The organism is Anaerohalosphaera lusitana (assembly GCF_002007645.1).
In the GTDB taxonomy this organism is placed as follows: domain Bacteria; phylum Planctomycetota; class Phycisphaerae; order Sedimentisphaerales; family Anaerohalosphaeraceae; genus Anaerohalosphaera; species Anaerohalosphaera lusitana.
Map to the genome: position 1 here is coordinate 808,073 of NZ_CP019791.1, position 25,858 is coordinate 833,930.

Below are 25,858 nucleotides of genomic sequence, written 5' to 3' on the forward strand. Positions count from 1 at the left end.
ATGTGCGAGCCCGCCTAAGCTATAAGTTCCTGCGCCAGCTCAGCCGCTCTCTCGCTCAGCAGTTCCCCGGCTTCGCTTATTGCGGCTTCGACCGTCATGTCCGGTTCCATACACTGCATTGCTATGTCAATACCCTGCTCTTCGAGCGTTCGATCATCCAAAGCCACCTGTCCAGCCAGAACAGCGACCTTTACGCCATGCCGTTTCGCACATTTCATCACCCCATGAATCACCTTGCCCTGCAGCGATTGCTCGTCCAGCCTGCCCTCACCCGTAACCACCCAGTCCGCGTCATTAAGAGCCTCCACCAGCCCGGACTTGCCAATTATGTATTCGGTCCCCGATGTGAGCCCGGCGTTCATAAACGCAACCGCTCCCGCGCTCAATCCGCCAGCCGCTCCCGCTCCGGGCATGTCCGTGATGGACATCCCAAGCTGCTCTTCGACAAGCTCCGCGATATTTTCGAGCCCCGCCTCCAACTCCGCGACCATTTTCGGCGTCGCTCCCTTCTGCGGCCCGTAAACTTTCGCAGCACCTCTCGGTCCGCACAAAGGATTGTCCACATCACACAGTACCATCACCTCGCGGCCGATCGGCACCTCGGGCTCAACGATCTCACGGATATCATTCAGCCGACTCTCGCCCGGCACATAATCACTCCCGTCCGCCAATCGAAACTGCCAGCCAAGGGCACACGCAGCACCCACGCCGCAGTCAACCGTCGCACTGCCCCCCACAGCGAGATAAACTTTCTCGGCCCCGCATTCGATGGCCTTGCGGATCAACTGCCCCGTGCCGTATGTGGTCGCCCTCAGCGGGTTCCGCTGCCCATCCGTTAGCAGTTCCAACCCGCTCGCCTTTGCCATCTCGACCAGCGCCGACCTGTCCTTCTCGAACCACGCAAAACCCGCTTCCGCCTGCATGCCCGCCAACGGCCCCATCACGTCACAGCTTATCCATTCGCCCCCGTCCGCCGCCAGCATCGCATCCGCCGTCCCTTCCCCGCCGTCCGCAAGTGGTTTCGTGATCACCTGAGAATCACTCAGGACTTCGCCGATCACACCGGCCGTGATCGCACACGCCCGCCGGGCACTCAGCGACTCCTTGAACGAATCCATTGCGACAACTATTTTCATGATTGCGACACGAACTGATACTTCAATTTATGCTCTGACATAGAGCATTTAATGATGCCGAACCTTCAGCCCGTCAAACCGAATATCCTCGGTCCCGGGCAGATACGTGCCGACCTTGTTTTTCGTATGAGCAACGTCCGCAAACGCAAGCAGCTTCTTCACGACGTCCGGCTTCTCAGCGGCGATATTGTTCTGCTCTTCAATGTCTTCCGAAAGATCGTACAGCTCAGCACGCCCCTTGTTGTTGCGCCGCGTAACCAGCTTGTGATCGCCGTACCTCACAGCGATCCACCTGCCGAATTCCCAGTACAGATATTCGTGCTCGTCCTGTTCTCGGCCCGCTGCTTTTTCACCACACAGCGTGGGAGCGAACGATATCCCATCCGTATCCGTCGGCACATCGGCACCGCATATCTCGCCAAGCGTAGGCATTACATCCGGGAAATATCCAAGATGCTCGCTCACGCTGCCCGCCTCGACCTTGCCCGGCCAGCGAACAATGAACGGAATACGCAGCCCGCCCTCGTAGAGATTGCCCTTGCCGCCGCGGAACCGCTCACCCGTTTCAGGATTCAGGTTCGGCCCGATAAATCCATGCGGATAAGGCATCTTCTCCGGTCGCGGCGTCGAGGGATCGCCCCAGCAGAAGTACGGCTGCCCGCCGTTGTCGCCGCAGAAGAATATGATCGTATCCTCATCTATGCCAAGCTCCTTGACCATGTCCATGATCTCGCCGATCTGCCGGTCGACCATGTTGATCATCGCGGCATAGACACGCGAATCCGTCGGCTGTCTCTGACCCGCCCGCCACGGCTTGTCCTCATACATCTGCCACGACGGATCATCCTCGGGCATACCCCACAAACCGTGCGGCGGCGTCCACGGACAGTAACAGAAAAACGGCTTGTCGGCGTTCGACTTGATGAACTTCTTCGCCTCTTCGAAAATCTTATAGTGCGCGAACGTCTCGCCTTCGTAGAAGTCGTCCGTATTGCCCGGCAGATATTCCTTCTCGCTGTTCCGCAGCAGATAGCGCGGATAATAAGTGTGCGCGTGCACCTGGTGATAATAGCCGTAGAACGTATCGAAGCCGTGCTTTTCCGGCACACCCGTCGTGCCCGCATCGCCCAGCCCCCACTTGCCGAAGCCGCCCGTCGCGTAACCGGCACATTTCAGCATGCTTGCGATCGTCGCATCATCTTCAAGCAGTGCCAGCCCGCCGCCGTTTACGCGCACCGTTGTATGGCCCGCATGCTTGCCCGTCATCAGCACACTGCGCGTCGGCGCACAAACAGCACTGCCTGCAAGCATCTGCGTGAACCGCATACCCTCACTCACCATCCTGTCGATGTTCGGCGTATGTACCTTCTCATTGCCCATGCAGCTAAGCTCGAAATATCCAAGCTCGTCCAGCATGATATATATGACATTCGGTTTTCTCTTCTCGGCCCTGGCGAGTTTCGCCGATGCGAAGCTCATATTCAGCCCAGCCGCACCAGCAGTAACGCCGGCCAGTTTCAAAAAATCACGTCTGTCCATTGAAAGCTCCTACTTCCTTGTAAATACAAATTCATCTCCCGCCTTGCAGTCAAATACCAGCGTACCGCCGTCTTCCTTGACCGACCGGAACCACGGCTTGTCTACTTTGTACTCGGCCGAACCAAACGGATTCTCAACTCTGCACGTGCCTTTCTTTTCCGCTGTGACAATGACGCGTTCCGTCTTGCCGTCCTCGCGTTCCGCTGAGACAAGGAACGCGCCCTCGGTCCTGAGCGTATCGAACGATGCGTTTTTCCAATCCGCTGGCACTGCAGGGAACAGTCTGATCGTGCCGCTGTAGCTCTGGATCAGCATTTCCTGCAGACCCGCCGCCGCCGCGAAATTACCCTCCAGTGTGAACGGCCTGTAGCGGAACCTGGAGTAGCCCTTGCCGCTCTGATCGCCGTTGCAGTGGAAACTGTTCCGCAGACAAAACGCCGTAGCAAACTTCTCCAGCGCATCTTCCGCCTTCTCACCGTTTCGAGCACGAGCCCACATATTGCCCAGCCAACTGAAGCTGTATCCAGTCCACCATGCGGTTCCTTTTTCCTCCAGCTCCGCAAGCGAAGCTTTTATGATCTCACGGTCTTTCTCGCCGCCTTCCCAGGTTACCAGTCCAAGCGGATGGAACGCCATCAAATGCGAAAAATGTCTATGCGATCCCGGCAGCGGATAATCCTTCGTCACCAGAAGCTTGTCCGTTTCCTCATCGAGCCAGAGCTGCGGCATCTCACCCAGCAGCGCATTCCATTTTTCAGCTTCCGCATTCTTGCCAAGCTCTTCCGCAAGTTCACCAGCCTTATCGAACGTCCACCGGATCAGCGCCAGATCATAGTTCGTGATATTGTCAAACCACGCGTCCAGCCGATTGTCGTTTATCTCAGGCGAAGAGCTCAACGGCAGTGTCCTCTTGCCGTCATCGGTCTTTTCCGTGATCGCTTCATAGAATGTCGCCGTCTCGCTCAGCCACGGATACGCACGCTTTTCCAGAAATTCACGATCCATGCTGTACCGCCAGTGCAGGTAGAAATGATGCGCCAGCCATCCCGCTGTCGTCGCCGAATGCGTATACTGATGCCACCCGCCGATCTGCCGCTGATTAAGGTCGGCCGTCATCGGCACGTTCAGACCGGGCAGACCGAAGAAATCCTCCGTCCATTCTTTCGCATTGTCCTTTGTCTCCCACAGCCACTTGAGAAATCCGCTCTCGCCCTCGAGATGATTACCGCTGTAGCTAGGCCAGTAACTCAGTTCCGTGTTCAGGTCATGATGATAGTCGCCTTTCCACGGCGGTATCCGCCCGTTATCCGCGGTCCACGGTCCCTGCAGAGTGATAGGCGGAGCATCGTCTCTCGCTGCCGCACCGAACTTGTACGTCTCAAGATACCACATCCGCTCCAGCACATCGTTCGGCACTGTCACGGACGACTTCGCCCAGAAGTCCTGCCACCAGTCTCTATGCGATTCAAACGCTTCATCATGACCCGCCCCGAGGGCGTCACGGCAAACCTGCTGCGCAGCCTCAAACGGCTCATCGTTCTTTTCGTTAGTCATAACCGACCAGACGCCCAGCCAGTCATCACCGCTTTTCTCCCAGACCAGCGCAACCGCAAACTTCAGCTCGCCCCAGCCCTGCTGTTCGTATCCTTTGTAATCGTCACCTGCAAAAGTCTTCGGCGCGGGATAACCCAGAAACTTCAGTTCCTTGCCCTGGACTATCTCGTCTGCGGTCCCATCTTGTTCGTCCCCCTCAAATGCCGGCACGACAAGTTTCGGCGTAACCTCAGTACCCGTCACCCTGATAAACCCGAACGGCTCATCGCCATGCACAAATACTTTCGCGCTAACACCTTCGCCGAGCTCCACACTCGCGATCGCATCCGCCAGATCCAGCTTGCCGCTGTTAAACGTCGCCCCATTGCCCAACGTCAGCTCTATCCTGCCCGCCGGTATCTTCGTAGGCCCGGCATTGCGATACGGCAGGTCGTAAAGCTTGTGCAGCTCGCCTATCTTGCCTTCCTTCACCCACTGCCGCATCGTCTCGTAATTATAGTCCGGCGAATCAAACTGCGGCACCGGACGCAGATCCCACAGGTCCGTCCGGTCCAGCGATATCTTCAACGGCTGCCCGTCGCCCCAGACCAGCCCGCCCAGCAAACCGTTACCCAGCGGAAACGCCTCATCCCACACAGTCGCAGGCTCGTCATAATTGAGCCCATGCTCCGGCTTCGGCTCAGCTACCGCAACACCGGCTGCAATCAAACAGAACACACCCATCAAAACAACTGTCATAATTTTTTTCGCTGCGCCCATTACACATACTCCCTAAAAATCAAAAACGATCCCCCATGACCACCTGCAGTTAATTTCATCAGACTATTTATCCTTCCACGCCGGGTTAGGCTCGGGCATATCGGCCCCGACTTCCTCGCGCCACTGATGCAGCATCTTACGCACCGTCGCCGTTTTCTCCGGCATTTTCCCGCTCAGATCATTATGCTCGCCCGGATCCTTTTCCAGATCGTAAAGCTCGACCCGCATGTCCTCAAAAAATTCGATCAGCTTCCACTTACCCACGCGGATCGCACCGCTCGGCCTGTGCCCCGATCCATGGTAATGCGGATAGTGCCAGTGCAGAGCCTCCCGCCCCAGACTTTCACCGCCTTTGAGCAGACCCACCAGGCTCAGACCGTCGACATGCTGCTCGGGCTTCAACTCCAGCCCCGCCATCTCCAGCATCGTCGGATAAAAATCCATCGTGATCACAGGCTCCGAACATACACTGCCCGCCTTTGTCACGCCCGGCCACTTGACCACCATCGGCACCCTGATCCCGCCCTCATAACACCATCCCTTGCCCGCCCGCAAAGGCCTGTTCGACCCCCACGGCGGCCCCCAGTTCGCAAACAGTATCGACTGCCCGCCGTTATCCGAACAGAAGATCACGATCGTATCATCCGCGATCCCCAGCTCATCTATCTTGCCCAGCACCCGGCCGACATTCGCATCCATCGCTTCGATCATCGTCGCGAACGCCGGATTGTCCTGCCATTCACGATTCCTCGCATCCGGCCCTTCCTTCACGAACTTGGGACCGTCCGGCGTGTCCATCTGCTCTTTCTTCTCGCGGTATTTGCCAAGCAGTTCCGGCTTGGCCTGTACCGGCGAATGAACCGTGTAATGACTCAACTGCACATAGAAAGGCTCATCCTTGTTCTCTTCCATAAACTGCATCGCCTCATCCGCAAGCCTGTTCGGCAAATACTCACCCTCGGGCCCGTCCTCGAGATTCTTAAGTCCGTAGGGACTGAAGTACCCGTTATATTTGCCCCGTGTGTTCGGCCCGCCTTTGTGATTGCCCGCGATGTTCACGTCGAACCCTTGCTTTTCGGGCCAATACTGTTCCCCGCCAAGATGCCACTTGCCCACGTATGTCGTCCGATACCCCGCCTCCTTGAGCGATTCAGCAATAGTCACTTCGCCCAACGGAAGCTGCTGCTCGAAATCCATCTGATCGAGCTTCTTCCTGCTTCGATTGCCCGGTATCCAGTCCGTTATATGCAGCCTTGCCGGATGCTTGCCGCTCATCAGCGCCGCCCGCGTGGGCGAACACACCGGACTCGCCGCGTAAGCATCCGTAAACCGCATTCCCTCACTCGCCAGCCTGTCCAGATTGGGCGTCTCATAGAATGTGCTCCCCCCGGCTCCGTAATCCTTCCACCCCATATCATCGATAAAGATAAAAACGAAATTGGGTTTTCTCCTCTTCGGCTCTTCCCCAGCCAAAAGCAGATCCCCACCCAGCAGAGATGCTCCAACTCCAACCCCCACACCCTTCAAAAAACTACGCCGATTCAGCATAATAACCCTGGAAAAAAATATACATGATTTGAAAATGCACTCTGCTAATCTATCCAATAGTCTTGAGATTGTCAAAACTATTTGAAACCATCCCACCGGTGCAGTCGGATCACCATCCTCAGCTTATCTCCTTCATTCTGTCCAGATTGCCGAAACAGATCAGCTCGTCACCTTCTCGCAGTATCGAATCGGCAGGGGGGTTAGCAGTGGTGGTCTCCTTTCGCTCGATCGCAAGCACGGTGATATTCTTCCGGCGAAGCCTCGATTCCCGCAGGGTTTTACCTATCAAACTGTTCTTTCTATTGATCGATATTCTTGAGATTCCGAACCCGCCGCTGACGAACATCAGTTCCTCAAATGTCACCGGCCTGACAACATCACTCTGTCTGACAAGCAGTCTCCGCATCTTTCGCGTCATTTTCTTCACAAAATTCGCGTTCGTGAACACGCGATAGATCACATAAACACCAACCGCTATCACACCGATATTCACCCACGGCAGTATCTGGTAAGGCACATCGAACGGCAGATAAGGCACCGCCAGCTTCTCCTTTATCGCCGACGGCCGGATCGTATTCGCAAACGTCGCGATCATACTCACCAGCCCCGCATGCCCCAACACGATAAGTATCGTCGCGATCCGCCGCCGCCTCGGATCACTCGTGATCAGTTCCGACTCTCGCGTAGTAAACCCCGTCCCCGTAAAACACGAAAGCGACTGAAACTTCGCCAACGGCCACGAAACCCCCGTCAACTGAAACGCGATCGCACCGATCCTCACGACGATAAACGAACACACCACGAACGACAGGAACAGTATCAGGTTGGTAAGCATCTCTCTTCCTCCCCGCTAGTCGGTTCAGAGCCATTTCTTATATTTGAAAAATCCCAGCATCCCTACCGCCACCGCAAAAACCATCAACCAGAACCCCAGCGGATACATCCACCCGGTCGTCAGCTCAGGCATGTTATTGAAATTCATCCCGTAAACGCCAGCGATAAAACTCAGCGGAATAAATATCGTTGCAATGATCGTCAGCACCTTCATAACACTGTTCATGCGATTGCTCACGCTCGACAGATACATATCGAACATGCCCGCCACCACATCGCGAAACGTCTCCAGCGTCTCGATGATCTGCATCGTATGGTCATACACGTCATTTACATAAATGCGCGTTTCCTTGCGTATCACCGGGCTGTCGCTCTTCGACAAAGCATTAATAGCTTCCCGCAACGGCCATACAGCCCGCCGCAGAAATATCATCTCACGCTTGAGCCCATGAACCTCCGCCAGCACCTCCTCGTCCGGTTCTTCCATCAACTGTACCTGGTCCGCCTCGATCCGCTCACCGAGCTGCTCCAGAACTGCAAAATAATTGTCCACGATCGCGTCCAGCAGGCAGTACGCCAGGTAATCCGCCCCAGCCTTGCGAACCCGCCCGCGTCCGCTCCGCAGCCGTTCACGCACAGACTCGAACACATCGCCCGCCCGCTCCTGAAAACTAATCACATACCCGTCACCCACGATCATGCTCACCTGCTCCGAGCTTATCTGCCCCTCATTCGCCTGCAGCATCTTAACGGTAATGAACAGGCCCTCTTCCGCCTCCTCCAGCTTCGGCCTCTGACCCGTATTCAGAACATCTTCGAGTATCAGGTCATGTACCCCGAACGCCTCCCCGATGCGATCAATTACGTCAACGTCATCCAGCCCGTCTACATTGAGCCAGCAGACCTTATCCTCCTTACGCAAGGCCCCAAAATCAGTATCTGCTTCTATACTCGATTCGTGTACATCATCTGCGTCATATTGAATCAGAGAAAGTTCGCATGTGCGTGCCTCTTCCTCGCCGACATGCACCAATGTACCGGGCGCTAGCCCAACCTTTTTCTTGTAGCCGACGATTCCGTTTAGTATCGATATTCGCTTCACGCATCCTCCGCCCGATTAACTATTTACCTTTACGCAGCGGCCTCGCCAGTGCCCTGTGCGATTGCCTCTGCGGGAACACGCCCTGTCTTACGACCTTCACATCCTCGACCGAATAAAATGCTTTTGGATTGAACCTGTTTATAATGCCCACCACTTCTTCCAGGTTGCTCCGCTTTATCACCGCGAACACCAAATCAACCTCTCCATGCTGACCGTGCCCGATCACCTTGGTCACACCGTAACCCTTCAGACGCAGCTTGTTTATCAGCGCCGTCGGATCACTCCGCGTGATCACCCGCACGATCAGGTTGCCCACCGCCAGCTTCTCTTCCATCCATATACCGATCGCGCTGCCCGCTGCGAAACCGCCCGCATAGCCGATATACGCAAAAACGTTAGTCGCGTCCGTCATCACCTTGTTGATCACGACCAGCCAGACCAGTATCTCGAAAAAGCCCAGGATCGCCGATACCAGCTTGTGCCCGCGCGATACGGAAATAATACGTATAGTCCCGATCGATACATCGAATATCCTCGCCACAGCGATAAGCAGCGGCAGTATCAGATAGTTAAACAGTTGCGTGTCAGGAAGCTCCATACTAAAAAATCCTTATGATACATGTTAGCGTTAAATGTTAGAATAACGATCCAGACAACTTAACATTGCTTACCGGCCAATGCAAGACAGTCAGGTCGATATATTTGCCGCATCTATCATGATAACCGCTCATCGCGAACTAGCCAACAATATACACACTTCTTACACCGTATTTCTCTCGCTAACCTCCCAAATGTATTTTGACCTCGGCCCGACCTCAGTCTATAATGGCCGAAAATCCCCTGTTTAATGGAGCAAGAATGGAAATCCTCATAACTATAGTCGTAATTCTAACCGTCCTCGTCCTGATCCTGCTCGCGGTGCTCATGCTCTCGAACAACGCCAGCCGCCGCGACCTCGCCGCCCAGTCCGCGTCAATCAATATGCTCACCCAGCAGCTCGATTCGCTCAAGGGCTCGCAGGACAACATCTCGCAGACCCTCGAAAAGAACCTCACCACCGGCCAGCAGAACATCACCCGCACCCTCCAGGCCTCCCACGAAACTCTCTCCAAGCTCCACACCCAGATCGGCCACCTCCAGGGCTCCTCCAGCCAGATACTCCAGCTCGGCACCGACGTCCGAAAGCTCCAGGACATTCTCAAAAGCCCCAAAATGCGCGGCCAGCTCGGCGAACGCTCCCTAGAAAACCTCCTCTCCGATATCCTCCCCGCCGGCAGCTTCAACCTCCAGCACCCCTTCAAGTCCGGCAAGATCGTCGACGCCCTCATAACCCTGCCCGACTACTCCGTCCCCGTCGACGCGAAGTTCCCCCTCCCCTCGTTCGAAGCCATGCTCGCAGCAGAGAACGACGACCTCAAAAAACGCCTTCGCCGCCAGTTCCAGTCCGACGTCGTCAAGCACATCGACAAGATCGCCGCCCAGTACATCAACCCCGACGAGGGCACGCTCGACTTCGCCCTGATGTACATCCCCGCCGAGAACGTCTACTACGAAACGATCATCAAATACGAAACCGACCGCACCGACGTCCTCAACCACGCCCTCGAAAAGAAGGTCATCCCCGTCTCGCCCAACCTGCTCTACGTCTACCTCATGACCATCGTCATGGGCCTGCACGGCCTCCAGATCGAAAAACAGGCCGCCCGCATCCGCACCAACCTCGGCAAACTCTCCGGCCTGTTCGACGACATCACACAAACATACACCGTCCTCGGCAAACACCTCAAAAATGCATACTCCCAGTACGACGAAGGCCAAAAACGCATCGACCGCTTCTCAATGAACCTAGACCAGATAACAAACGACCACGAAGAAACCCCCGAATAGTAAACACAAAGAGGTACCAAATGCAGTCCACGCATCCCAAGCAAAACGACAAAGCGATCCCAACCCCAACAATCCTCAACCCCTCACCCACAGCCCGCTGCGATTGTCATCCCGGGCTTGACCCGGGATCCAGAGAATGTGATACCGTCGCAGTGCCCAACGCGCCCGGAAGGCTGCTCATAAACCGCATGCACCTGCCTCGGCCAGGAAAAGGGTGTCGCGCCCAACAAAGCCGCGCCCAAATCAAAACGCCGACGACTATCAACAGCTATCGCGAAAAACGCATCTCCCACCAGTATTGTCATTGCGAGCGGCAAAGCCGCGTGGCAATCTCAACGCCGACGATTTTCAACGGCCCGTTCACTCTCACAATTTTAACCATCCTGCTGATAACCTCCTCCCTGACCACGCCCGCAACAGCCGAAGACAAACCACAACCAAAGCCGCAACCAAAAATAACCGTCGACTACGTCCAGCGAATAAACGAACTCACCAAACCCGAAAACTACGACCCCGCCCAAAACGCAATGCCCCTCTACGAAAAGGCATTCGAACTGCTCACCGAAAAACCTCCTGAGTTGCCGAAAATTTTCAAGCCGGGTAATTTTAAGTTCTCCGAAGAAGAGGTCGGCCAATTAAAACAATGGGTTGATGAGAACGATAATGTTTTTGACATCTTTCGTCAGGCAGCACGAAAGAAATATGCCTGGAAACAGTATTCTTCTTCTCCTGAGGGTTGCGATGTACTGTTTGAGCAAAGAACAGTATTTAATTCATCCAAGCTTTTAGAGCTCTCTTGGTCTAAGGCAGTAATACTTGCTCATGACGGAAATTTTGGTCGGGCTTTTGATGTCCTGGAAGATTCTTATCGATCCGCACATCATGTTGAACAAGGTGGTCTTTTAGTCGACTCCTTTTTTAAAAATGCTATTGTGGCCATTACATCGAAAACTGCTTTGAATATCCTGGAGCACTTTCGGGGCTCAATTCGGCAGATTAAGCGGTTTCGTAAATCTCTAAACAGTGTAATTAGTCCTGATGATATTTATATTTCTTATTCAGAAGTTGAGAAGCAGTACATCCTAGACTCCTTCCAGAGAATCTTTTCAGATGATGGCAACGGTAATGGCATATTACTCCCCAGCCTATGGCTTGAGCGACGCTCATCTGTGTTATTGCCGGAACTTACCGCTGAAGAAGCCGCAGAAATAGCAGCAAAACATCCGGACAGAAAGACTACCTGTCTCATGCTTGACGAGATGATCGAGAAGATGAACTCACTCCTGGCCACACCCCCATGGAAATTAAAACAGGAAGGCACAACCTATCATCAGGTCAGTGATGACATATTACCGGACTCATATATATTGCGTGAAGAGCCTGTCTTAATGGGGCTTACGTGGGAGGCTACTTTCCGCGCAAAAGCATCCCTTGAAGCCCTCGACTGCGTCCTCGCTATCATGCAGTACGAGGCAATTAAACACCGCTACCCAGCCAGGCTTGACGATATCAGCTACTACCTCGACGAACTCCCCATCGACCCCTACAGCGGCAAACCCCTCGTCTACAAACGCACCCCCGACGGCTTCACCCTATACAGCGTCGGCGCAGACTTCGAAGACGACAACGGCAAGCATAGCGTAGACTGGGGCAGAAAAGACGGCGACTACGTCTTCTGGCCCGTCGAGAAACCAAAAAAGAAGAACCCCGCTCCAAAGTTTGTACCCGGCAGTCTTCCTCCTGGTATGAAAACGTTTACAGGTACGCCGCCGACCAGCCCTTGATCATCAGGACCTCGGCATCGGTCGATCGCAAAATTTACCATATGTAATTCCAACTTCCGGCTTATATGAGTTGAGATATTAAACTCCCACAGGTCAAATGCCTTCGCATGCGCGAATCGGTTCGATTTGGCACCCGCACAAAGCATTTTCCCACGCGAAAACGGCCAAAACCCGCCGAAGATCCCAAATTTGCTCAGGCCGAAACCCCCGCCGCCGCTGCTCCATGAATACTTAGCAGATCAGCCAGCAATAACCAGAAAGACTCAAAAACAGAGCTAGGTAAAGTCAAATACAAAAAAATGAAAGCAAAAACTAAGAAAATGTATTGTCATTTCGTGGGCCTTCATGTAAAATAGCGTTTAATTGGTTTATTATTTGTCCCAGGCGCACATACATAATAGTAGAAGCATTCATGCGCATGGAAAAAATTGAGAAAAGAAAAAAGGAGCGTAGTAAGATGAATAAGAAAGCATTCACGCTTATCGAACTGCTCGTCGTCATCTCGATCATCGCTTTACTGCTGGCGATCATGATGCCCGCCCTCGGAGTCGTCAAACAAAAGGCCCAGGGCGTCGTCTGCACCTCCAGACTCAAAAACCTCTTGATTGCCTACAGAACCTACACCGCTGAAAACGACGGCAAACTGCCTTCGGCCTACACCATGCATCCGGACCTTGCCAATACTCAAGATCAGGCAGATTATTACCGCACTTCCTGGGCCTGGAGCCCAACAAGAGATGACGGCAGTGCAATCGACTGGAGTCAGGCACAAAGCGGAACAGTTGAAGAAAAGATCAACGGAATAGAAAATGGTTCCCTCTGGCCCTATATAAAGGACGCAGAGGCCTATCATTGTGCTGCCGACAAGCGATACACAAAGCCGGCAGAAGAGCCCGGCTGGGAGGGTATGGGCGGATATCGAAGCTATTCGATACCTGCAGGCCTCAACGGACCCTGGCAAATGTACACGGAAGATCGTGTCTATACTAAGCTTTCACAGATAAGACGCCCGTCCAATGTTTACGCCTTCATCGAAGAAACTGAAGGACGCGGCTTCAACATCAATTCATGGGCTCTTGCTGTGCCGGAGGTTGACCCTGGTGTTACAACGGAATGGACCGATCCCATTGCCATCATGCACAATGAGGCCAGTACACTCGGCTTTGCAGATGGTCATGCCGTAATCCACAAATGGCGCGGAAAAACCACTCTCGAGATGGGTTACAATCAGACAGTCAGACAGTTCGTCGACCCCGACGATGAGGCAAGCATGGCAGATCTCATATACATGCGCGAGCACTTCCCATATAAGTAAGCGGCCGCCCATGACAACAAATCAGGTCAGCGAAACACAATCGATATGTTTCTGATCACGCGAAAATAACTCGCAACGAGCCAACCAGCTTTCATGGTTAACGTTCCAGCACCGCTGCCATGCAGTCATGCGCGATAATTAAAACGTGCAAGTCGATATATAGAATTTCAGCCATTCACACCTCTATATATGTACGATTCAGTATGATTTGCCGGTCTCAAGCTGTCTTTTCCTCCCTCCCGAACTGCTTACAACCATTGAATCCTCTTCCATCGCCCAGCCCGAAACTATAAAATGTTTGTATACGGTTAAAGTTTCGCGCTGCGCAGGATGCAGCAATATCCTCAAAAAGGAGAGTGTTATGAAGAAATCCGCTTTCACCCTCATTGAACTGCTCGTAGTAATCGCCATCATCGCATTGCTCCTCGCCATAATGATGCCAGCCCTCGGCATAGTAAAGCAAAAGGCCCAGGGCGTCGTCTGCCTGGCAAGACTTAAGAACCTTTCCATTGGTTACCAAACCTATGCGGTTGAAAACGGTGGCAAATTGCCCAACGCCAACACACCCCGACCAAACGATCCTTACTATAATACCGCCTGGGTTGTGGCTCCGCAGACGGAGGACGAGGTGGACAAGAGCGGTGGATCAACAGTTGAAGAAAAGATAAACGGAATCGAACGAGGAGTTCTATGGGACTTTATCAAGGATGCGGACGCATACCACTGTGTAGGTGACCAGCGATATAAAAAGCCCTCCGAGCACGGAAGTTACGGCGGTATGGGAGGCTTTCGCAGCTACTCGATACCCGGCGGCCTCAACGGAGGTGACGCTAATTGGGTGTACAAACGCCTTTCCCAGATAAAGAAGCCCTCAAGTATTTACGCCTTTGTAGAAGAAGCAGAGCCCCGTGGATATAACTTGAATTGGTGGGCACTTCCCAGGACCGGTGACAAATGGACGGACCCTATTGCGATATGGCACAACGAAAAGAGCGCGCTTGGCTTTGTTGACGGCCATGCCGAAATGCACAACTGGAAAGATAAAACCACCCTCGAAATGGGTTGGAACCAGACCATACATAAATATGTCGATCCCGAAAAAGACGGCGAAATAGAGGACCTGCGATACATGCAGGAACATTACCCGTACAAGGGCTGATTGAGATACTGATCTAAATGCAATTCTTACAATGGAGTGTGAAAATGAACGATCGCCTGCCGAATTATAGATCCCTCTTGATAGTTGTTTCTTCACTCATGCTGTTCTCGATGCTCGCCCCAGCAGCCCCAGCCGCAGAAAACGACACCGCAGACAAATACCTCAACGAAACCCCCGCCGAAAAAGCCGCCCGCCTCGACTGGTGGACCGACGCCCGCTTCGGTATGTTCATCCACTGGGGCCCCGTTTCGCTCAAGGGCACAGAGATCGGCTGGTCACGCGGCACACAGATCCCCCGTGAAGAATACGACAACCTCTACAAATCCTTCAACCCCGAAAAATTCTCCGCCCAAGACTGGGTCTCCACCGCCAAAGCCGCCGGCATGAAATACATCGTCCTCACCACCAAGCACCACGACGGCTTCTGCCTCTGGGACAGCCACGCCACCGACTACGACATCATGAACACACCGTTCGGCCGGGACGTCGTCGCCGAACTCGCCGCCGAATGCAAAAAGCAGGGCATCCGCTTCTGCGCGTACTACTCCATCGCCGACTGGTACCAGCCAGATTACAACACCTGGAACACCCACGGCGGCCCCGGTTACGAACTCCCCGCAGGCCAAAAACCCAGCATGGACCGCTACTTCGAATACATGAAGACCCAGCTCGCCGAGCTCGTAAACAACTACGGCCCCATAGGCCTGTTCTGGTTCGACGGCGAATGGGAAAAGCCCTGGACCACCGAATACGGCACCGCACTCTACAAACACTGCCGTTCCCTCCAGCCTGACATCATCATCAACAACCGCGTCTCAAAGGGTCGCCACGGCATGGCGGGCACCACCAAGCAGACCGTACACAACCCCGGCGACTACGATACACCCGAACAGCAGATCGGCGGCTTCAATACCGAACGCCCCTGGGAAACCTGCATGACCATCTGTCGTCAATGGGCATGGAAACCCGACGACAACATGAAATCTCTCAAGCAGTGCCTCCAGACGCTCATCTACGTAGTCGGCGGCGACGGCAACTTCCTCTTCAACGTAGGCCCAATGCCCGACGGCCGCATCGAACCCCGACAGGTCGACCGCCTCCGCGAAATGGGCGACTGGCTCGACAAGTACGGCGAGGGCATCTACCAAGCCCACGGCGGCCCGTTCAAGCCCGGCAAGTGGGGCGCCTCCACACACAAAGACAACAGCATATACCTCTACGTCATGAACTGGCCCACCAGCAGCGAACTCGCTCTCCCACCGATCCCCGCAAAAATAGAAAACGCAACCCTGCTCACCCCAGGCTCAGACCTAGCCTGGTCACAGTCCGCCGACCGGATCACACTCTCGCTCCCAGATTCTCAGCAGGACCCCGTCGCAACCATCGTCGAACTGACCTTGAATACAAACACCGCGAACCTCAAACCTGTAGACGTTCCATCCCTTTCCGTCGCACACGATAAACCCGCAGAAGCTTCCAATGTTTACAAAAATCAGACAGCCCAATACGGCCCAGCCAAAGCATTCGACGATGACGACGCCACCCGCTGGGCGACCGACGCAGGCACATCATCCGCATGGCTCGCAGTCGATCTGCAAGAACCGACGAAGATCAGCAAGGCCCTTATAAAGGAAGCCTACCCCGGCCGAGTCAAAAAATTCCAACTGCAATACAAGCAGGGCGGCACCTGGCAAACCTTCCACCAGGGCACAACCCTTCCCGCTGAAACCGAGATCACCTTCGAACCCGTAAACGCCCAGCACATACGCCTCAACATACTCAACGCAGCCGAGGGCCCGACCATCTACGAATTCCAACTGATGAAATAACAGGATTTTATCTCAATGATTGGTACCGCAAGCATGGACCGCAGAAGATTCATAAAAACAGCAGGCCTAACCCTGACCTCGGCGTTAGTCTCAACGAAGATCGCACCACTGCACGCCAAAGAAACCGCACCCGCCTCAAAACCAAACATCGTCTTCATCCTTGCCGACGACATGGGCTACGGCGACCTCGCCTGCCAGAACCCCAAATCAAAGATCCCAACCCCCAACCTCGACCGCCTCGCCGCCCAGGGCATCCGTTTTACCAATTCGCATTCACCCAGCGCGGTCTGCACACCCACCCGCTACAGCATACTCACCGGCCGATACTGCTGGCGATCACGCCTCAAGAAAAGCGTCCTCTGGCAATGGGACAAACCCCTCATCGAACCCGACCGCCTCACTGTAGGCGACATGCTAAAACAAAAAGGCTACCACACCGCATGCATCGGCAAGTGGCACCTCGGCTGGGACTGGCCAACAAAAGACAATAAGCCCCTCAACAACCGCGATACCGGCGAAACCGTCGACTTCACCAAACCAGTCGCAAACGGCCCGACAACCCGCGGCTTCGACTACTACTTCGGCGACGACGTTCCCAACTTCGCACCATACTGCTTCATTGAAAACGACCGCACCGTCGGCATTCCCGACAAACTCAAACCCCGTAAAATGTTCGGCGCTCACGGCGTAATGCTCGAAGGCTGGAAACTCGAAAACGTCATGCCGACCATCACCGACCGCGCCGCAGAATACGTCACCGACCGAGCAAAACAGTCCGACCCCTTCTTCCTGTACTTCTCCCTCACCGCGCCGCATACACCGATCGCACCCGCAGAAGAGTTCATCGGCAAAAGCGACGCCCACCGCTACGGCGACTACGTCTATCAGGTCGACCACTCCGTGGGCCAGGTCCTCGACGCCCTCGACAAAGCAGGCATCGCAGACAACACCATCGTCATCTTCACCTCCGACAACGGCTCACCCGCCCGCGACGGCAGAAACTACTCCGGCCCCACCCGCTCCGTCCTCAAGTACGGCCACGACCCCTCCCGCCCCTGGCGCGGCATCAAAGCAGACATATGGGAAGGCGGCCACCGCGTCCCGTTTGTCGCCCGCTGGCCCAAACATTTCCCCGCAGGCAAAACCTCCGACGAGCTTATCTCCCACGTCGACTTCATGGCAACCATGACCGCCGTCCTGAACATCGACCTGCCCAACTCCGCCGCCCCCGACAGCTATAATATCCTCCCTGCACTGCAAGGCAAGGCTCAAGCAAAGCCCATCCGCGAGGCCCTCGTCCACCATTCCATCCAGGGCCTGTTCGCCATCCGTCAGGGCAAGTGGAAATTCGTCGACGGCCTCGGCGCAGGCGGCTTCTCCGGCCCGATCAGAAAACCAAAACCCGGCGAATCCCCCGGCCGGCTCTACGACATGCATGCCGATCCGCAGGAGAAAAACAACCTCTACGACCAGCACCCCGAAGTCGTAAAGCAACTGAAAGCACTGCTCGAAAAGTATAAAAAGGATGACCGAAGCGTACCGCATCGAACGGCCTGAATCAAAGTGAATGGACAAAAACGGGACGTCATCAAAGACGTCCCATTCCAATTCTTCCCAAAGCCAGCCGCACCCAGCAAAAATCAGCCGTCGCGACAAAAGAATGTCACCCGCCTCAGGCGGACCCAGCATAAATCAGCCGTCGCGCAGCGACTCAATATATTCTGTCACTGCGAGAAGCAATGCGACGTGGCAGTCTCAAACGTACAATAAAATTGACCCATCCCGCAAACGCACCAACTCGAAATTCCTGTCATGTCAAACTTGAACAGCATACAAAGGACCCAACGCCAGATGCACACCACTCACTCACCGACTTCGTATCGTCGCAGCCGCAGCCTCCAACCCGTCCGCCTCTGCCGTCACGATGATCTCACCCGGCTCACGCGTCGCCTGCAGCAGCACCGTCGCGACCCCCGCCTCGGCATCGACCACGCTCGGCCCAAAGATCCGGCCCGGCCCGTCAACCTCGAACGTAACTCCATTATCCGCAAGATAATTCGGATTGCCCTCGCCGTCCACAACCGTAGCATAAACGAAGATCACGTCCGCACCATCCGCCGCCAGCTCCTTACCGCATGTGCCGAACTCGATCCGTAGCCCCGCCGGCTCACCAGCCGTCACAACAGCGTCATTCGCAGCCGCTTCGCCGTCAATATATCCGACAGCCTTCAACGTCCCCGGCTCATAATCCACCCCGCTAAACGTAAACGGCGGACTCTCCAGGTTCTCGCAATTGCCCCCGTCAAAAGGCCTGCCGCCTTCATACCTCGGCCCGTACTCAGTCGATGGCCCGTCGTCCGGCCGCTGCCTCGCAACCCTCTCCCCGTTCACCAGCAGCGCGACCTCGTCACAGTTCGAATACACCACAACCTTCGTCGGCGACTTCCGCTTCGTCCAGTAATTCGCTATCTCAACCATCGGTCCGCTTTCAATACCGTCCGGCAGATCCACGTCCGGATCCCGCTGCGACTGGAAGAAATAGTACGTGAACTTCGGAAGCCTGAAAATGTCGCTCGTCCCGCTGCCCTCGATGTTTTCGGATCCCCCGCGATTATGGTCAAACATCAGCCACGTCGCACATCCGACCGTCCACGGATACTGCGCCTTGTAACGATTCAGTGACCATTGAAAATTCCACGCGGACTGCAGCAGCGCCTTTTCACCGTCCCCGCGGTACTGCCGCGTCGTCGAATAATGCCCGCCGAACTCGTAATCACCGTACTCACGAATAAACCCCGGCACGTCCGGCTGCGCATCCTGCGGCCGCGTTATATCCTCCCTCCACTGATTATAACTAACATCCCAGCATTTCGCCCCGTACGGATCGCCGCACGCAAAACACTGTTCGCCCGGCATCTCCTCATGCGCGATCTCATAGGCGTTCCGCTCCACAAAATGCGGTGCATGCGATTCGTTAAGCACCACCTCCCACAACGCAACACACGCATGGTTCCTGTCCCGCCGGATCATGTCCCGCACATCCCGGTAAACACGCTTCACGAACGTTTCGTTATTGTTGAAGAACTGCCATCCCGGTATCGGCTCGATAACTATCATGCCGAGCTCATCGCACGCCTCCAGCACTGCCGGGTCCTGCGGATAATGCCCAAGCCGCAAAGTGTTGTACCCCGCGTTACGTATCCGCCATACATCCCGCCACTGCGCATTGTTCGACAATGCATTGCCGATGTACGGATGCTCCTGGTGCCGATTCGTCCCCAGCAGATAAACGGGCTCACCATTGATCTTGCACCCGCCTTCACGAGTAAACTCAAACCACCGTATCCCGATCCGCGTCCGCACCGAATCGATCACCTCACCCCCAGCCGTAACCTTCGTCACCATCCGGTACAGGTTCGGCGAATCCGGCGACCACAGCTTCGGATCATCGACCACAAACGACTGCTGGATATGCTCGTTTCCGCCTGCGGTGACTTTCACTGCCTCGGACTTATCCCGCAACACAACCGCGCCCTCCGCATCCCGCAGCACCTGTTCGATAACCACATCGCGCATGTTAATCGAGTCGTTCCGCACATGCGTCTTGACCTTCACCGTCGCTGCCTTCTCGCTCACATTTTCATACTGTACGAACACGCCCCCGCCCGCGATCTCATTCGCTGAAACCGCATCGGTAATATAAACCTCATTCGTCACCACCATCCGAACATCGCGGTATATTCCGTGATAATACGAAAAGTCCACTCCCGACAAGGGCTTGCCCGGCGGTATCGTCGGATGATCATTGTTGTCCAGCCGAACCAGCATCTCGTTCTCCTCGCCGTACTCGACTACATCCGTCAGGTCGACAGTAAACGGCAGATACCCCCCAGCATGCTGCATCAAATGCTCACCGTTCACCCAAACGTCCGCCAGCTCCATCGCGCCCTCGAACTCCACGAAAATTTTGCGGCCCGCCAGCTCTTCGCCCACATCGAACGTCTTGCGGTAAAAACATATTCCCTGCCACTGATTGTTCACCACCAGCGGCTCGACATACGCGGTGTGCGGCAGCGAAACCTTTTCCCATTCCTTATCCGCAACCGCACCCAGCTCATCCCCCACTGAACTCTCATCCTCGTCGCCTTCTAAATCATCCTCGCTCACGTGCAGAACCGAAAACTGCGATTCCCAGTCCGCTCCCTTTTCCGCAAGGTTCACCCGCAGAAACCCCAGCTCCGCGACCGAAGCAAAATCCTCACCATGTATCGCATCCAGCGCAACCAACTTGACATATTCCGCCTCCACCGGCTCAGCAAAACTGATCACCTGCAGCCGCTTCTCATCCCTGAACCGCCCGCTTGCGACCGCCTTTCCCCACTCGACGGGCTCCATGGAAGCATAAACCTCAAACCGACCTATCATGCCGTTCGATCCGCTCTGCCTCGCAAGATATGTCAAACCCTGCAGTTCGAAAACACCGCCCAGGTCGATCACCATTTCGTGGGGATATTCTGCTGCCTGCCCCTGCCATTTCGAGTGCCAGAACGTTCCCTCGTTTCCGTCGATCGCATTCACTGCCCCGGCGTTTTCACCTTCGGTTTCCTCGCTCGAAACCGAAACGATCTCCATCTGCTCCCGCGGCACGAGGAATTTCGCATCGATGGGCCTTGGTTTGTCATTCAGCCTGACGAATTCCCACCCGTGATTGAAATTGATAATTTCCCTGCTGGCCGAACTCTCAGCGGCCACAACCGCACCGCAGACAGCACACAATACTAACGCTAAGACTCTACTGACCATGCACACTCTCCTGAAAATTGGTTTGAAAGTAAGCCGCATTTTAATGAATTCCTTACAAAATTTCCACCCGGCACTCGTCCATATTTCAGATTGGCGGCAATTGCGGCACTTTTACGAAACCCGCACGCCGTTACCTGCGTAACAGACTCAGGAACTGCTCGTACTCAAGCAAGTTGCAAGAAAGACCGATTTATTCTAATATGTGCATATTAGAAGCTGTATTGAAGCAGTTTTAAGCTCAGCCGTTTTTGTCTAAGTATAGGTTTTGAGTCCATGAAAATAATGAACCGCATCGTAATGACCGCTGCAGGTCTTTTCCTCATAGTCGCCGGTCTGATGAAGGCCCACCAGATCATGAACGAGCCCATAATTTCCGACGGATTCTGGGAATCGTGGCTGTTTTTCGTGATCCAGGTTCCATTGGAGATCGGTCTGGGCATCTGGATGGTTTCGGGCCTTTTCCGCAAGGCTGCCTGGTTGCTCGGTACGCTGTCATTTTTTGGTTTCATATTCGTCACCGCCTGGAAATGGTACACCGGCGCGGCTTCGTGCGGATGCTTTGGGCAGGTCCACGTTGACCCCAAAATCACGCTTTTTGCTATTGACATCCCGCTTTTTCTGCTTTTGGCGATCTTCAGGCCGAAGGGTGAGAAGCTTCTGCCGCCGCCATGGCCGCACCCGCTGCACTGCCTGATCGTAGCGGTGCCGGCATGTCTGTTTCTCGGCGCTATCGTACCTGTCATGTGGCACAACAAAGTGGAACCGGTAACTCCGGATAATGTCGGCGAATTTACGATACCTGCGGACACCACGGAGGATTCTGGGGACGGGACGCCGGGTGAAAACCTTGATAATATGATCGAAAACGCGGATTCTGCAGGACAGCAGGACGATTCGGGCGACGATGATGTAGGCGATAACGTGGACAGTTCGGGTGCCGACGCAGCCGATCAGCAGGGCGGTTCTGAGGAAAATGCAGGTGGAGATGCCGCCGATCAGCAGGGTGATTCCGGGGGTGATTCAGGTGGTGAGCAGGGTGATACCGGCGATAATTCCGGCAGTGATGAGGCTGATCCACAGGATCCGGACGGCAGTCAGGACGAGCCTGAGGGTCAAAATCAGCCGATCGAGGGGCAAAATGGGGCCGACAAAAGTGGGCAAAACGAGCAAAAAGTGGGTGAAGAACAAGGAAAAGACATACAAAACGAGGACAAAACCGGGCAAAAAGAAATTGCTAATGGCGATACAGAAGGTGACAATGCACAGGCAGACGAGTCCGGTCAGGAGGCTCAAGAGGAGGCAGAAAAGGGCGGAGAAACCGACCAGTCGGTACTGGAAAATACCGGGGAAAATGCGCAGGAAATTGCCGACCCTGATGAGCAGGAAACAGCGGGTCAGCAGGAAGTGGATGCCGCAGGGTCCGAATCTGGGTCGGGTGATGACGAGGCCGACCAGCAGAGCAAAACAAGAAAAGTCTGGGGAACATACCGATATATTCCCGAGGCCAAAAAGCTTGTAGACGGAATGTCGATCATGTTCTTCTACCATCACGACTGCCCGGACTGCCGGCAGGACGTACCGAACTTCAGCGAACAAGCAGAGCAAATGGGCCTGATAGGCCAGTTGAATTTCGCATTTGTCGCGCTGCCTCCATATAAAGAGGAAGAATCTCCCGTTCCGGATGAAACCAAATGGCTGAGAACCAAACTTGAACAGCCTGAAAAGGGCAAGTGGACCATCGGCAGTCCGTGGGTAGTGATAACACTCGACGGCCAGAAGATCAAAGAGTGGAAATACACCGAATGGCAGGACGGCGAGGGTCCGTCATTTGATGACGTGATCGAAGCAGCGTTCTCGGGCGAAACTGAAGAATCCAGCGACGATGAAAAGACCGACGTAGAGCAGTACATAGACGAAACCCCGGAAAAGCCGCAGCAGACCGACTGATCCACCGACGAGACCGACCAGCCGTGCCAAGATCCCGGCCGGCAGACTAACCACCAAGTGACGCGTATGCGTCAGCCTACCAGCTTTGGCTGGTTTTGCTGACATTTCTTGAAATCATATCATAAACGACTCGGATCAATGGCTTTACGACGGCCTGGGCTCAGTCGTTGCCGTCACCGACTCTAACGGCCAGATTGTCGAGACATACACCTATGACCCCTTCGGCAGCGTCACGATCAACACCGGCACTGGTTCGGACGGCAAGTGGTTCACGCCTGAGGATGGCTACAAAGCAGCCCACTCCCAGATCGGCAACCCCTACATGTACACCGGCAGACGCTGCGACCCCGAGACCGGCCTGTACTACTACCGCGCCCGCATGTACGATACCGAACTCGGCCGATTCCTCCAGCCGGACCCCATAGGCTACGCCGACGGCATGAACATGTACGCCTACACCGCCAACAACCCGATAAACTTTGTTGATCCGTGGGGGTTGGATGCGGAACATAGAAAGGGGAAAAGAAAGTCAACTAAAAATAAGCATGAGAAAGGCCAACGTAGAAAACAACAAGTGCGTAAGGATAAAAAACGGCAGAAACATAAGAAGTGGAAAAGTCATAAAATAGAAGTTGCTGGTGGTGCGGGTTTGTTTTATCTTGCTTGGAAAAAGGTGCGTCATGGGGCTACAGTTGCTGCAAGGGGTGGAGCTAAACTTGCTGGAGGCGTAGCGAGTATCCTTTTCCTTTTCGGCGATGATATGTGTACAGATCTCAGTGCCGGAACCATTTATCCGTGGCTTCCACGTGAATTTGAGATTGTTAGAAATGATTTGAGTGTAGAAGCATTGGAAGAGATAATGGGATATATAGGTATCGAACAGTTGACAGAGGAAGAAATGTATCAAATAATTGACAAATGGGATAATCAAAAAGATTGCGATAAAGATGGGGCAGAGGGGAGTCTGACTGGTGAGCGATAAAATGACAGCAAAGAAACCTTCAGACGATTTAACAGATAAAGGCTTATTGCTCAGGGCCATGAGATTTTGTGATCCGATTTCCATTTGGGAGTGCGGAGCCATTCTGGATTTTAGGGAGAGGTATGACTCTGCTAAAAAGTGCTTCAAACGAATTCTATCCTTGCCTTTTAGGGATGTTCTTTCATGTTCAGACCTTAAAAGAGATGAGGTACATGGGATCAAGAACGATTCCAGATTACGCATTAGTCAATGCTGTTTAAATATGAGTCAGTACGATGAAGCACTTAAATGGATGAATCAGCATATAAGATTTCGAGAACAAAAATATCCCTCCGCCTACACAGATGATGAAGCAAAAAATATACTACTCCAAATAGAGACTGAACTAGAGTCTTACGAGGCTTCACAAAAACTGTCGGAATTGATTGCTAAAGAGAAATGGGACGCTGCGGAAGATCTGATAAAGCGAGAGTTGGAACGAGAGCCGGATTGTGCTTGGTGGTATTCTCAGCTTTCTAGCGTGCTTTACGAGATGCATAAATACCAGCAGGCACTCGAGTACAGTGAAATGGCTTGTGAAATTGCGCCTTGCGATCCCTTGTATCTTTGGCACTACGCAGGGGCACTTAATATGTTGGGAAGAAATAGGGAAGCAATAAAGATATATAAAAAAATATTGGCTATGGGGCCTTTAAAAGTTGGCAGTATACATACATCTGAAGGAATACGCTGGGCCAAGTCTTTACTAAATGACTGCAGATACCGAGTAGGCTTGTGCTATAGCGATCTTAGAAGAAAAGGACTTGCAAAAAGGTGGTTAAAGTCTCATATTGAAAATCGGTCACCAGGTATCCCTAGCATATACAAAAAATCTGAGGTGATTGCTAAGCTGAATAGTTTGGATAATGCAAAATGCAATACCAACAAATAGGGACAGTCACCCGTTACCGCCCTCAGTAAATAGGGACAGTCACCAGTTATTGTCACGATGAAGTCACCGAGACCACGGCGAAATCATGGTGGACGTTTGATGGTGCACATTGGAATCCACCAAAATCGGAGCACTTTGATGACAGATTCTGGGCTTTTAACGAACTTCACCGATACGGTTCAAGTGAAGTTCAAATTTCTGGAGAAAAAATTTGGATTTACCTTAGTAGGTATCGATAGGCAAGCACGAACTGCTTGCGTAAGTTATCAATCTGAAAATGTTTTATTGCAAATCACTTACAATCTAGTTGATTGGGAAATAGGCGTAACATTTCGACATAAAGACGAAGAGCCATTATTCGATAAATTCGATTTATTGTACGCTGCCGAGTGTCAATCTGTCGATTTCGGCGTGGCTTTTTCACCTGAGATGATATGCACATGGCTTGATAAGCTAACGGTAATTTTGAAAACAAAGGGCCACGGCTATTTGGTAGGTGACAAGAAGGCGTACCGTAATTTACGTAAATTAGCAAATCGCAGGCGGAATCTACAAAAGCAAAAACTTGCTCTGGATAGCTTGCGAGACGAATTTGACAGAGCTTGGCAGGACAAGAATTACCACCGAGTTGTAGATTTGTTGGCTCCCTACTCCGACTTGTTGACTCACACAGAAAAGGCAAAATTGGACTATGCTAAGCGCCACGCATAAGTATAACCTTTACAATCATTGAACCAGCAAAACTATTA

General features: G+C 53.7%; 18 protein-coding genes and 1 pseudogene. 11 read left to right on the forward strand and 8 right to left on the reverse strand.

Annotation, left to right across the window (positions count from 1 at the left end):
• Nucleotides 1-14 precede the first annotated feature (14 nt).
• From STSP2_RS03485 to STSP2_RS03515, 7 genes are all read right to left on the reverse strand, one after another.
• Nucleotides 15-1,136: a glycerate kinase gene (locus STSP2_RS03485; protein ID WP_146659891.1), complete on the reverse strand. Its 1,122-nt coding sequence runs from the start codon at nt 1,134-1,136 to the stop codon at nt 15-17.
• Nucleotides 1,137-1,184: 48 nt separating this feature from the next.
• Nucleotides 1,185-2,675, reverse strand: a complete 1,491-nt coding sequence (locus STSP2_RS03490) for an arylsulfatase (RefSeq protein WP_146659893.1) — start codon at nt 2,673-2,675, stop codon at nt 1,185-1,187.
• A 9-nt stretch (nt 2,676-2,684) separates the two neighbouring features.
• Nucleotides 2,685-4,988 carry a glycosyl hydrolase family 95 catalytic domain-containing protein gene (locus tag STSP2_RS03495; RefSeq protein WP_146659895.1) on the reverse strand — a complete coding sequence of 768 codons (2,304 nt, stop codon included), beginning with the start codon at nt 4,986-4,988 and terminating at the stop codon, nt 2,685-2,687.
• A 63-nt stretch (nt 4,989-5,051) separates the two neighbouring features.
• Nucleotides 5,052-6,536, reverse strand: a complete 1,485-nt coding sequence (locus tag STSP2_RS03500) for a sulfatase (RefSeq protein WP_146659897.1) — start codon at nt 6,534-6,536, stop codon at nt 5,052-5,054.
• A 118-nt stretch (nt 6,537-6,654) separates the two neighbouring features.
• Nucleotides 6,655-7,371 carry a cation:proton antiporter regulatory subunit gene (locus STSP2_RS03505; RefSeq protein ID WP_146659899.1) on the reverse strand — a complete coding sequence of 239 codons (717 nt, stop codon included), beginning with the start codon at nt 7,369-7,371 and terminating at the stop codon, nt 6,655-6,657.
• A gap of 24 nt (nt 7,372-7,395) precedes the next feature.
• A complete protein-coding gene (corA, locus tag STSP2_RS03510) occupies nt 7,396-8,472 on the reverse strand; it encodes a magnesium/cobalt transporter CorA (RefSeq protein WP_205847989.1) in 1,077 nt (358 codons plus the stop codon).
• Nucleotides 8,473-8,491: 19 nt separating this feature from the next.
• Nucleotides 8,492-9,070: a DUF2179 domain-containing protein gene (locus STSP2_RS03515; RefSeq protein WP_146659901.1), complete on the reverse strand. Its 579-nt coding sequence runs from the start codon at nt 9,068-9,070 to the stop codon at nt 8,492-8,494.
• A 260-nt stretch (nt 9,071-9,330) separates the two neighbouring features.
• Between STSP2_RS03515 and STSP2_RS03520 the strand changes: the two genes are divergently transcribed.
• The 6 genes from STSP2_RS03520 (at nt 9,331) to STSP2_RS03545 (ending at nt 18,003) form a co-directional block, all read left to right on the forward strand.
• Complete coding sequence (locus STSP2_RS03520) at nt 9,331-10,359, forward strand: DNA recombination protein RmuC (RefSeq protein ID WP_169852949.1); 1,029 nt, start codon at nt 9,331-9,333, stop codon at nt 10,357-10,359.
• Between the two features lie 20 nt (nt 10,360-10,379).
• Entirely contained in the window at nt 10,380-12,143 is a 1,764-nt protein-coding gene (locus tag STSP2_RS03525) for a hypothetical protein (protein ID WP_146659905.1), read from the forward strand.
• A 457-nt stretch (nt 12,144-12,600) separates the two neighbouring features.
• Nucleotides 12,601-13,458, forward strand: coding sequence for a type II secretion system protein (locus STSP2_RS03530; protein WP_169852950.1), 858 nt, complete (start codon nt 12,601-12,603; stop codon nt 13,456-13,458).
• Nucleotides 13,459-13,819: 361 nt separating this feature from the next.
• Nucleotides 13,820-14,617, forward strand: coding sequence for a prepilin-type N-terminal cleavage/methylation domain-containing protein (locus tag STSP2_RS03535; protein ID WP_146659908.1), 798 nt, complete (start codon nt 13,820-13,822; stop codon nt 14,615-14,617).
• Nucleotides 14,618-14,661: 44 nt separating this feature from the next.
• Nucleotides 14,662-16,446, forward strand: a complete 1,785-nt coding sequence (locus tag STSP2_RS03540; protein ID WP_169852951.1) for an alpha-L-fucosidase — start codon at nt 14,662-14,664, stop codon at nt 16,444-16,446.
• 15 nt (nt 16,447-16,461) lie between these two features.
• Entirely contained in the window at nt 16,462-18,003 is a 1,542-nt protein-coding gene (locus tag STSP2_RS03545) for a sulfatase-like hydrolase/transferase (RefSeq protein ID WP_146659912.1), read from the forward strand.
• 309 nt (nt 18,004-18,312) lie between these two features.
• Here STSP2_RS03545 and STSP2_RS03550 read toward each other — a convergent pair whose 3' ends face one another.
• Complete coding sequence (locus tag STSP2_RS03550) at nt 18,313-21,249, reverse strand: discoidin domain-containing protein (RefSeq protein ID WP_169852952.1); 2,937 nt, start codon at nt 21,247-21,249, stop codon at nt 18,313-18,315.
• 273 nt (nt 21,250-21,522) lie between these two features.
• On the opposite strand from STSP2_RS03550, the gene STSP2_RS03555 reads away from it, so the two are divergent.
• The 5 genes and pseudogenes from STSP2_RS03555 (at nt 21,523) to STSP2_RS03570 (ending at nt 25,820) form a co-directional block, all read left to right on the forward strand.
• Nucleotides 21,523-23,196 (forward strand): MauE/DoxX family redox-associated membrane protein, encoded by a 1,674-nt coding sequence (locus tag STSP2_RS03555; RefSeq protein ID WP_169852953.1) that lies wholly within the window; start codon nt 21,523-21,525, stop codon nt 23,194-23,196.
• A gap of 193 nt (nt 23,197-23,389) precedes the next feature.
• A pseudogene (locus STSP2_RS18180) lies at nt 23,390-23,635 on the forward strand (RHS repeat-associated core domain-containing protein); the annotation flags it as partial.
• Nucleotides 23,636-23,770: 135 nt separating this feature from the next.
• A complete protein-coding gene (locus STSP2_RS17590; protein ID WP_236782727.1) occupies nt 23,771-24,178 on the forward strand; it encodes a hypothetical protein in 408 nt (135 codons plus the stop codon).
• A complete protein-coding gene (locus STSP2_RS03565) occupies nt 24,168-25,109 on the forward strand; it encodes a tetratricopeptide repeat protein (protein ID WP_146659919.1) in 942 nt (313 codons plus the stop codon). Before STSP2_RS17590 ends, STSP2_RS03565 begins: the two co-directional genes overlap by 11 nt.
• 138 nt (nt 25,110-25,247) lie before the next feature.
• The gene (locus tag STSP2_RS03570; protein ID WP_146659921.1) at nt 25,248-25,820 is read left to right on the forward strand and encodes a hypothetical protein; all 573 of its coding nucleotides are present in this window, start codon (nt 25,248-25,250) and stop codon (nt 25,818-25,820) included.
• Nucleotides 25,821-25,858: the final 38 nt, after the last annotated feature.

Bases quoted from the DNA above. Each gene is read 5' to 3' on its own strand.
- STSP2_RS03500 (WP_146659897.1), bottom strand. From the start codon at position 6,536: ATGCTGAATCGGCGTAGTTTTTTGAAGGGTGTGGGGGTTGGAGTTGGA.
- STSP2_RS03540 (WP_169852951.1), top strand. From the start codon at position 14,662: ATGAACGATCGCCTGCCGAATTATAGATCCCTCTTGATAGTTGTTTCT.
- STSP2_RS03530 (WP_169852950.1), top strand. From the start codon at position 12,601: ATGAATAAGAAAGCATTCACGCTTATCGAACTGCTCGTCGTCATCTCG.
- STSP2_RS03495 (WP_146659895.1), bottom strand. From the start codon at position 4,988: ATGGGCGCAGCGAAAAAAATTATGACAGTTGTTTTGATGGGTGTGTTC.
- STSP2_RS03550 (WP_169852952.1), bottom strand. From the start codon at position 21,249: ATGGTCAGTAGAGTCTTAGCGTTAGTATTGTGTGCTGTCTGCGGTGCG.
- STSP2_RS03525 (WP_146659905.1), top strand. From the start codon at position 10,380: ATGCAGTCCACGCATCCCAAGCAAAACGACAAAGCGATCCCAACCCCA.
- STSP2_RS03515 (WP_146659901.1), bottom strand. From the start codon at position 9,070: ATGGAGCTTCCTGACACGCAACTGTTTAACTATCTGATACTGCCGCTG.
- STSP2_RS03545 (WP_146659912.1), top strand. From the start codon at position 16,462: ATGATTGGTACCGCAAGCATGGACCGCAGAAGATTCATAAAAACAGCA.
- STSP2_RS03570 (WP_146659921.1), top strand. From the start codon at position 25,248: ATGACAGATTCTGGGCTTTTAACGAACTTCACCGATACGGTTCAAGTG.
- STSP2_RS03520 (WP_169852949.1), top strand. From the start codon at position 9,331: ATGGAAATCCTCATAACTATAGTCGTAATTCTAACCGTCCTCGTCCTG.
- STSP2_RS03485 (WP_146659891.1), bottom strand. From the start codon at position 1,136: ATGAAAATAGTTGTCGCAATGGATTCGTTCAAGGAGTCGCTGAGTGCC.
- STSP2_RS03555 (WP_169852953.1), top strand. From the start codon at position 21,523: ATGAAAATAATGAACCGCATCGTAATGACCGCTGCAGGTCTTTTCCTC.
- STSP2_RS03535 (WP_146659908.1), top strand. From the start codon at position 13,820: ATGAAGAAATCCGCTTTCACCCTCATTGAACTGCTCGTAGTAATCGCC.
- STSP2_RS03490 (WP_146659893.1), bottom strand. From the start codon at position 2,675: ATGGACAGACGTGATTTTTTGAAACTGGCCGGCGTTACTGCTGGTGCG.
- STSP2_RS03505 (WP_146659899.1), bottom strand. From the start codon at position 7,371: ATGCTTACCAACCTGATACTGTTCCTGTCGTTCGTGGTGTGTTCGTTT.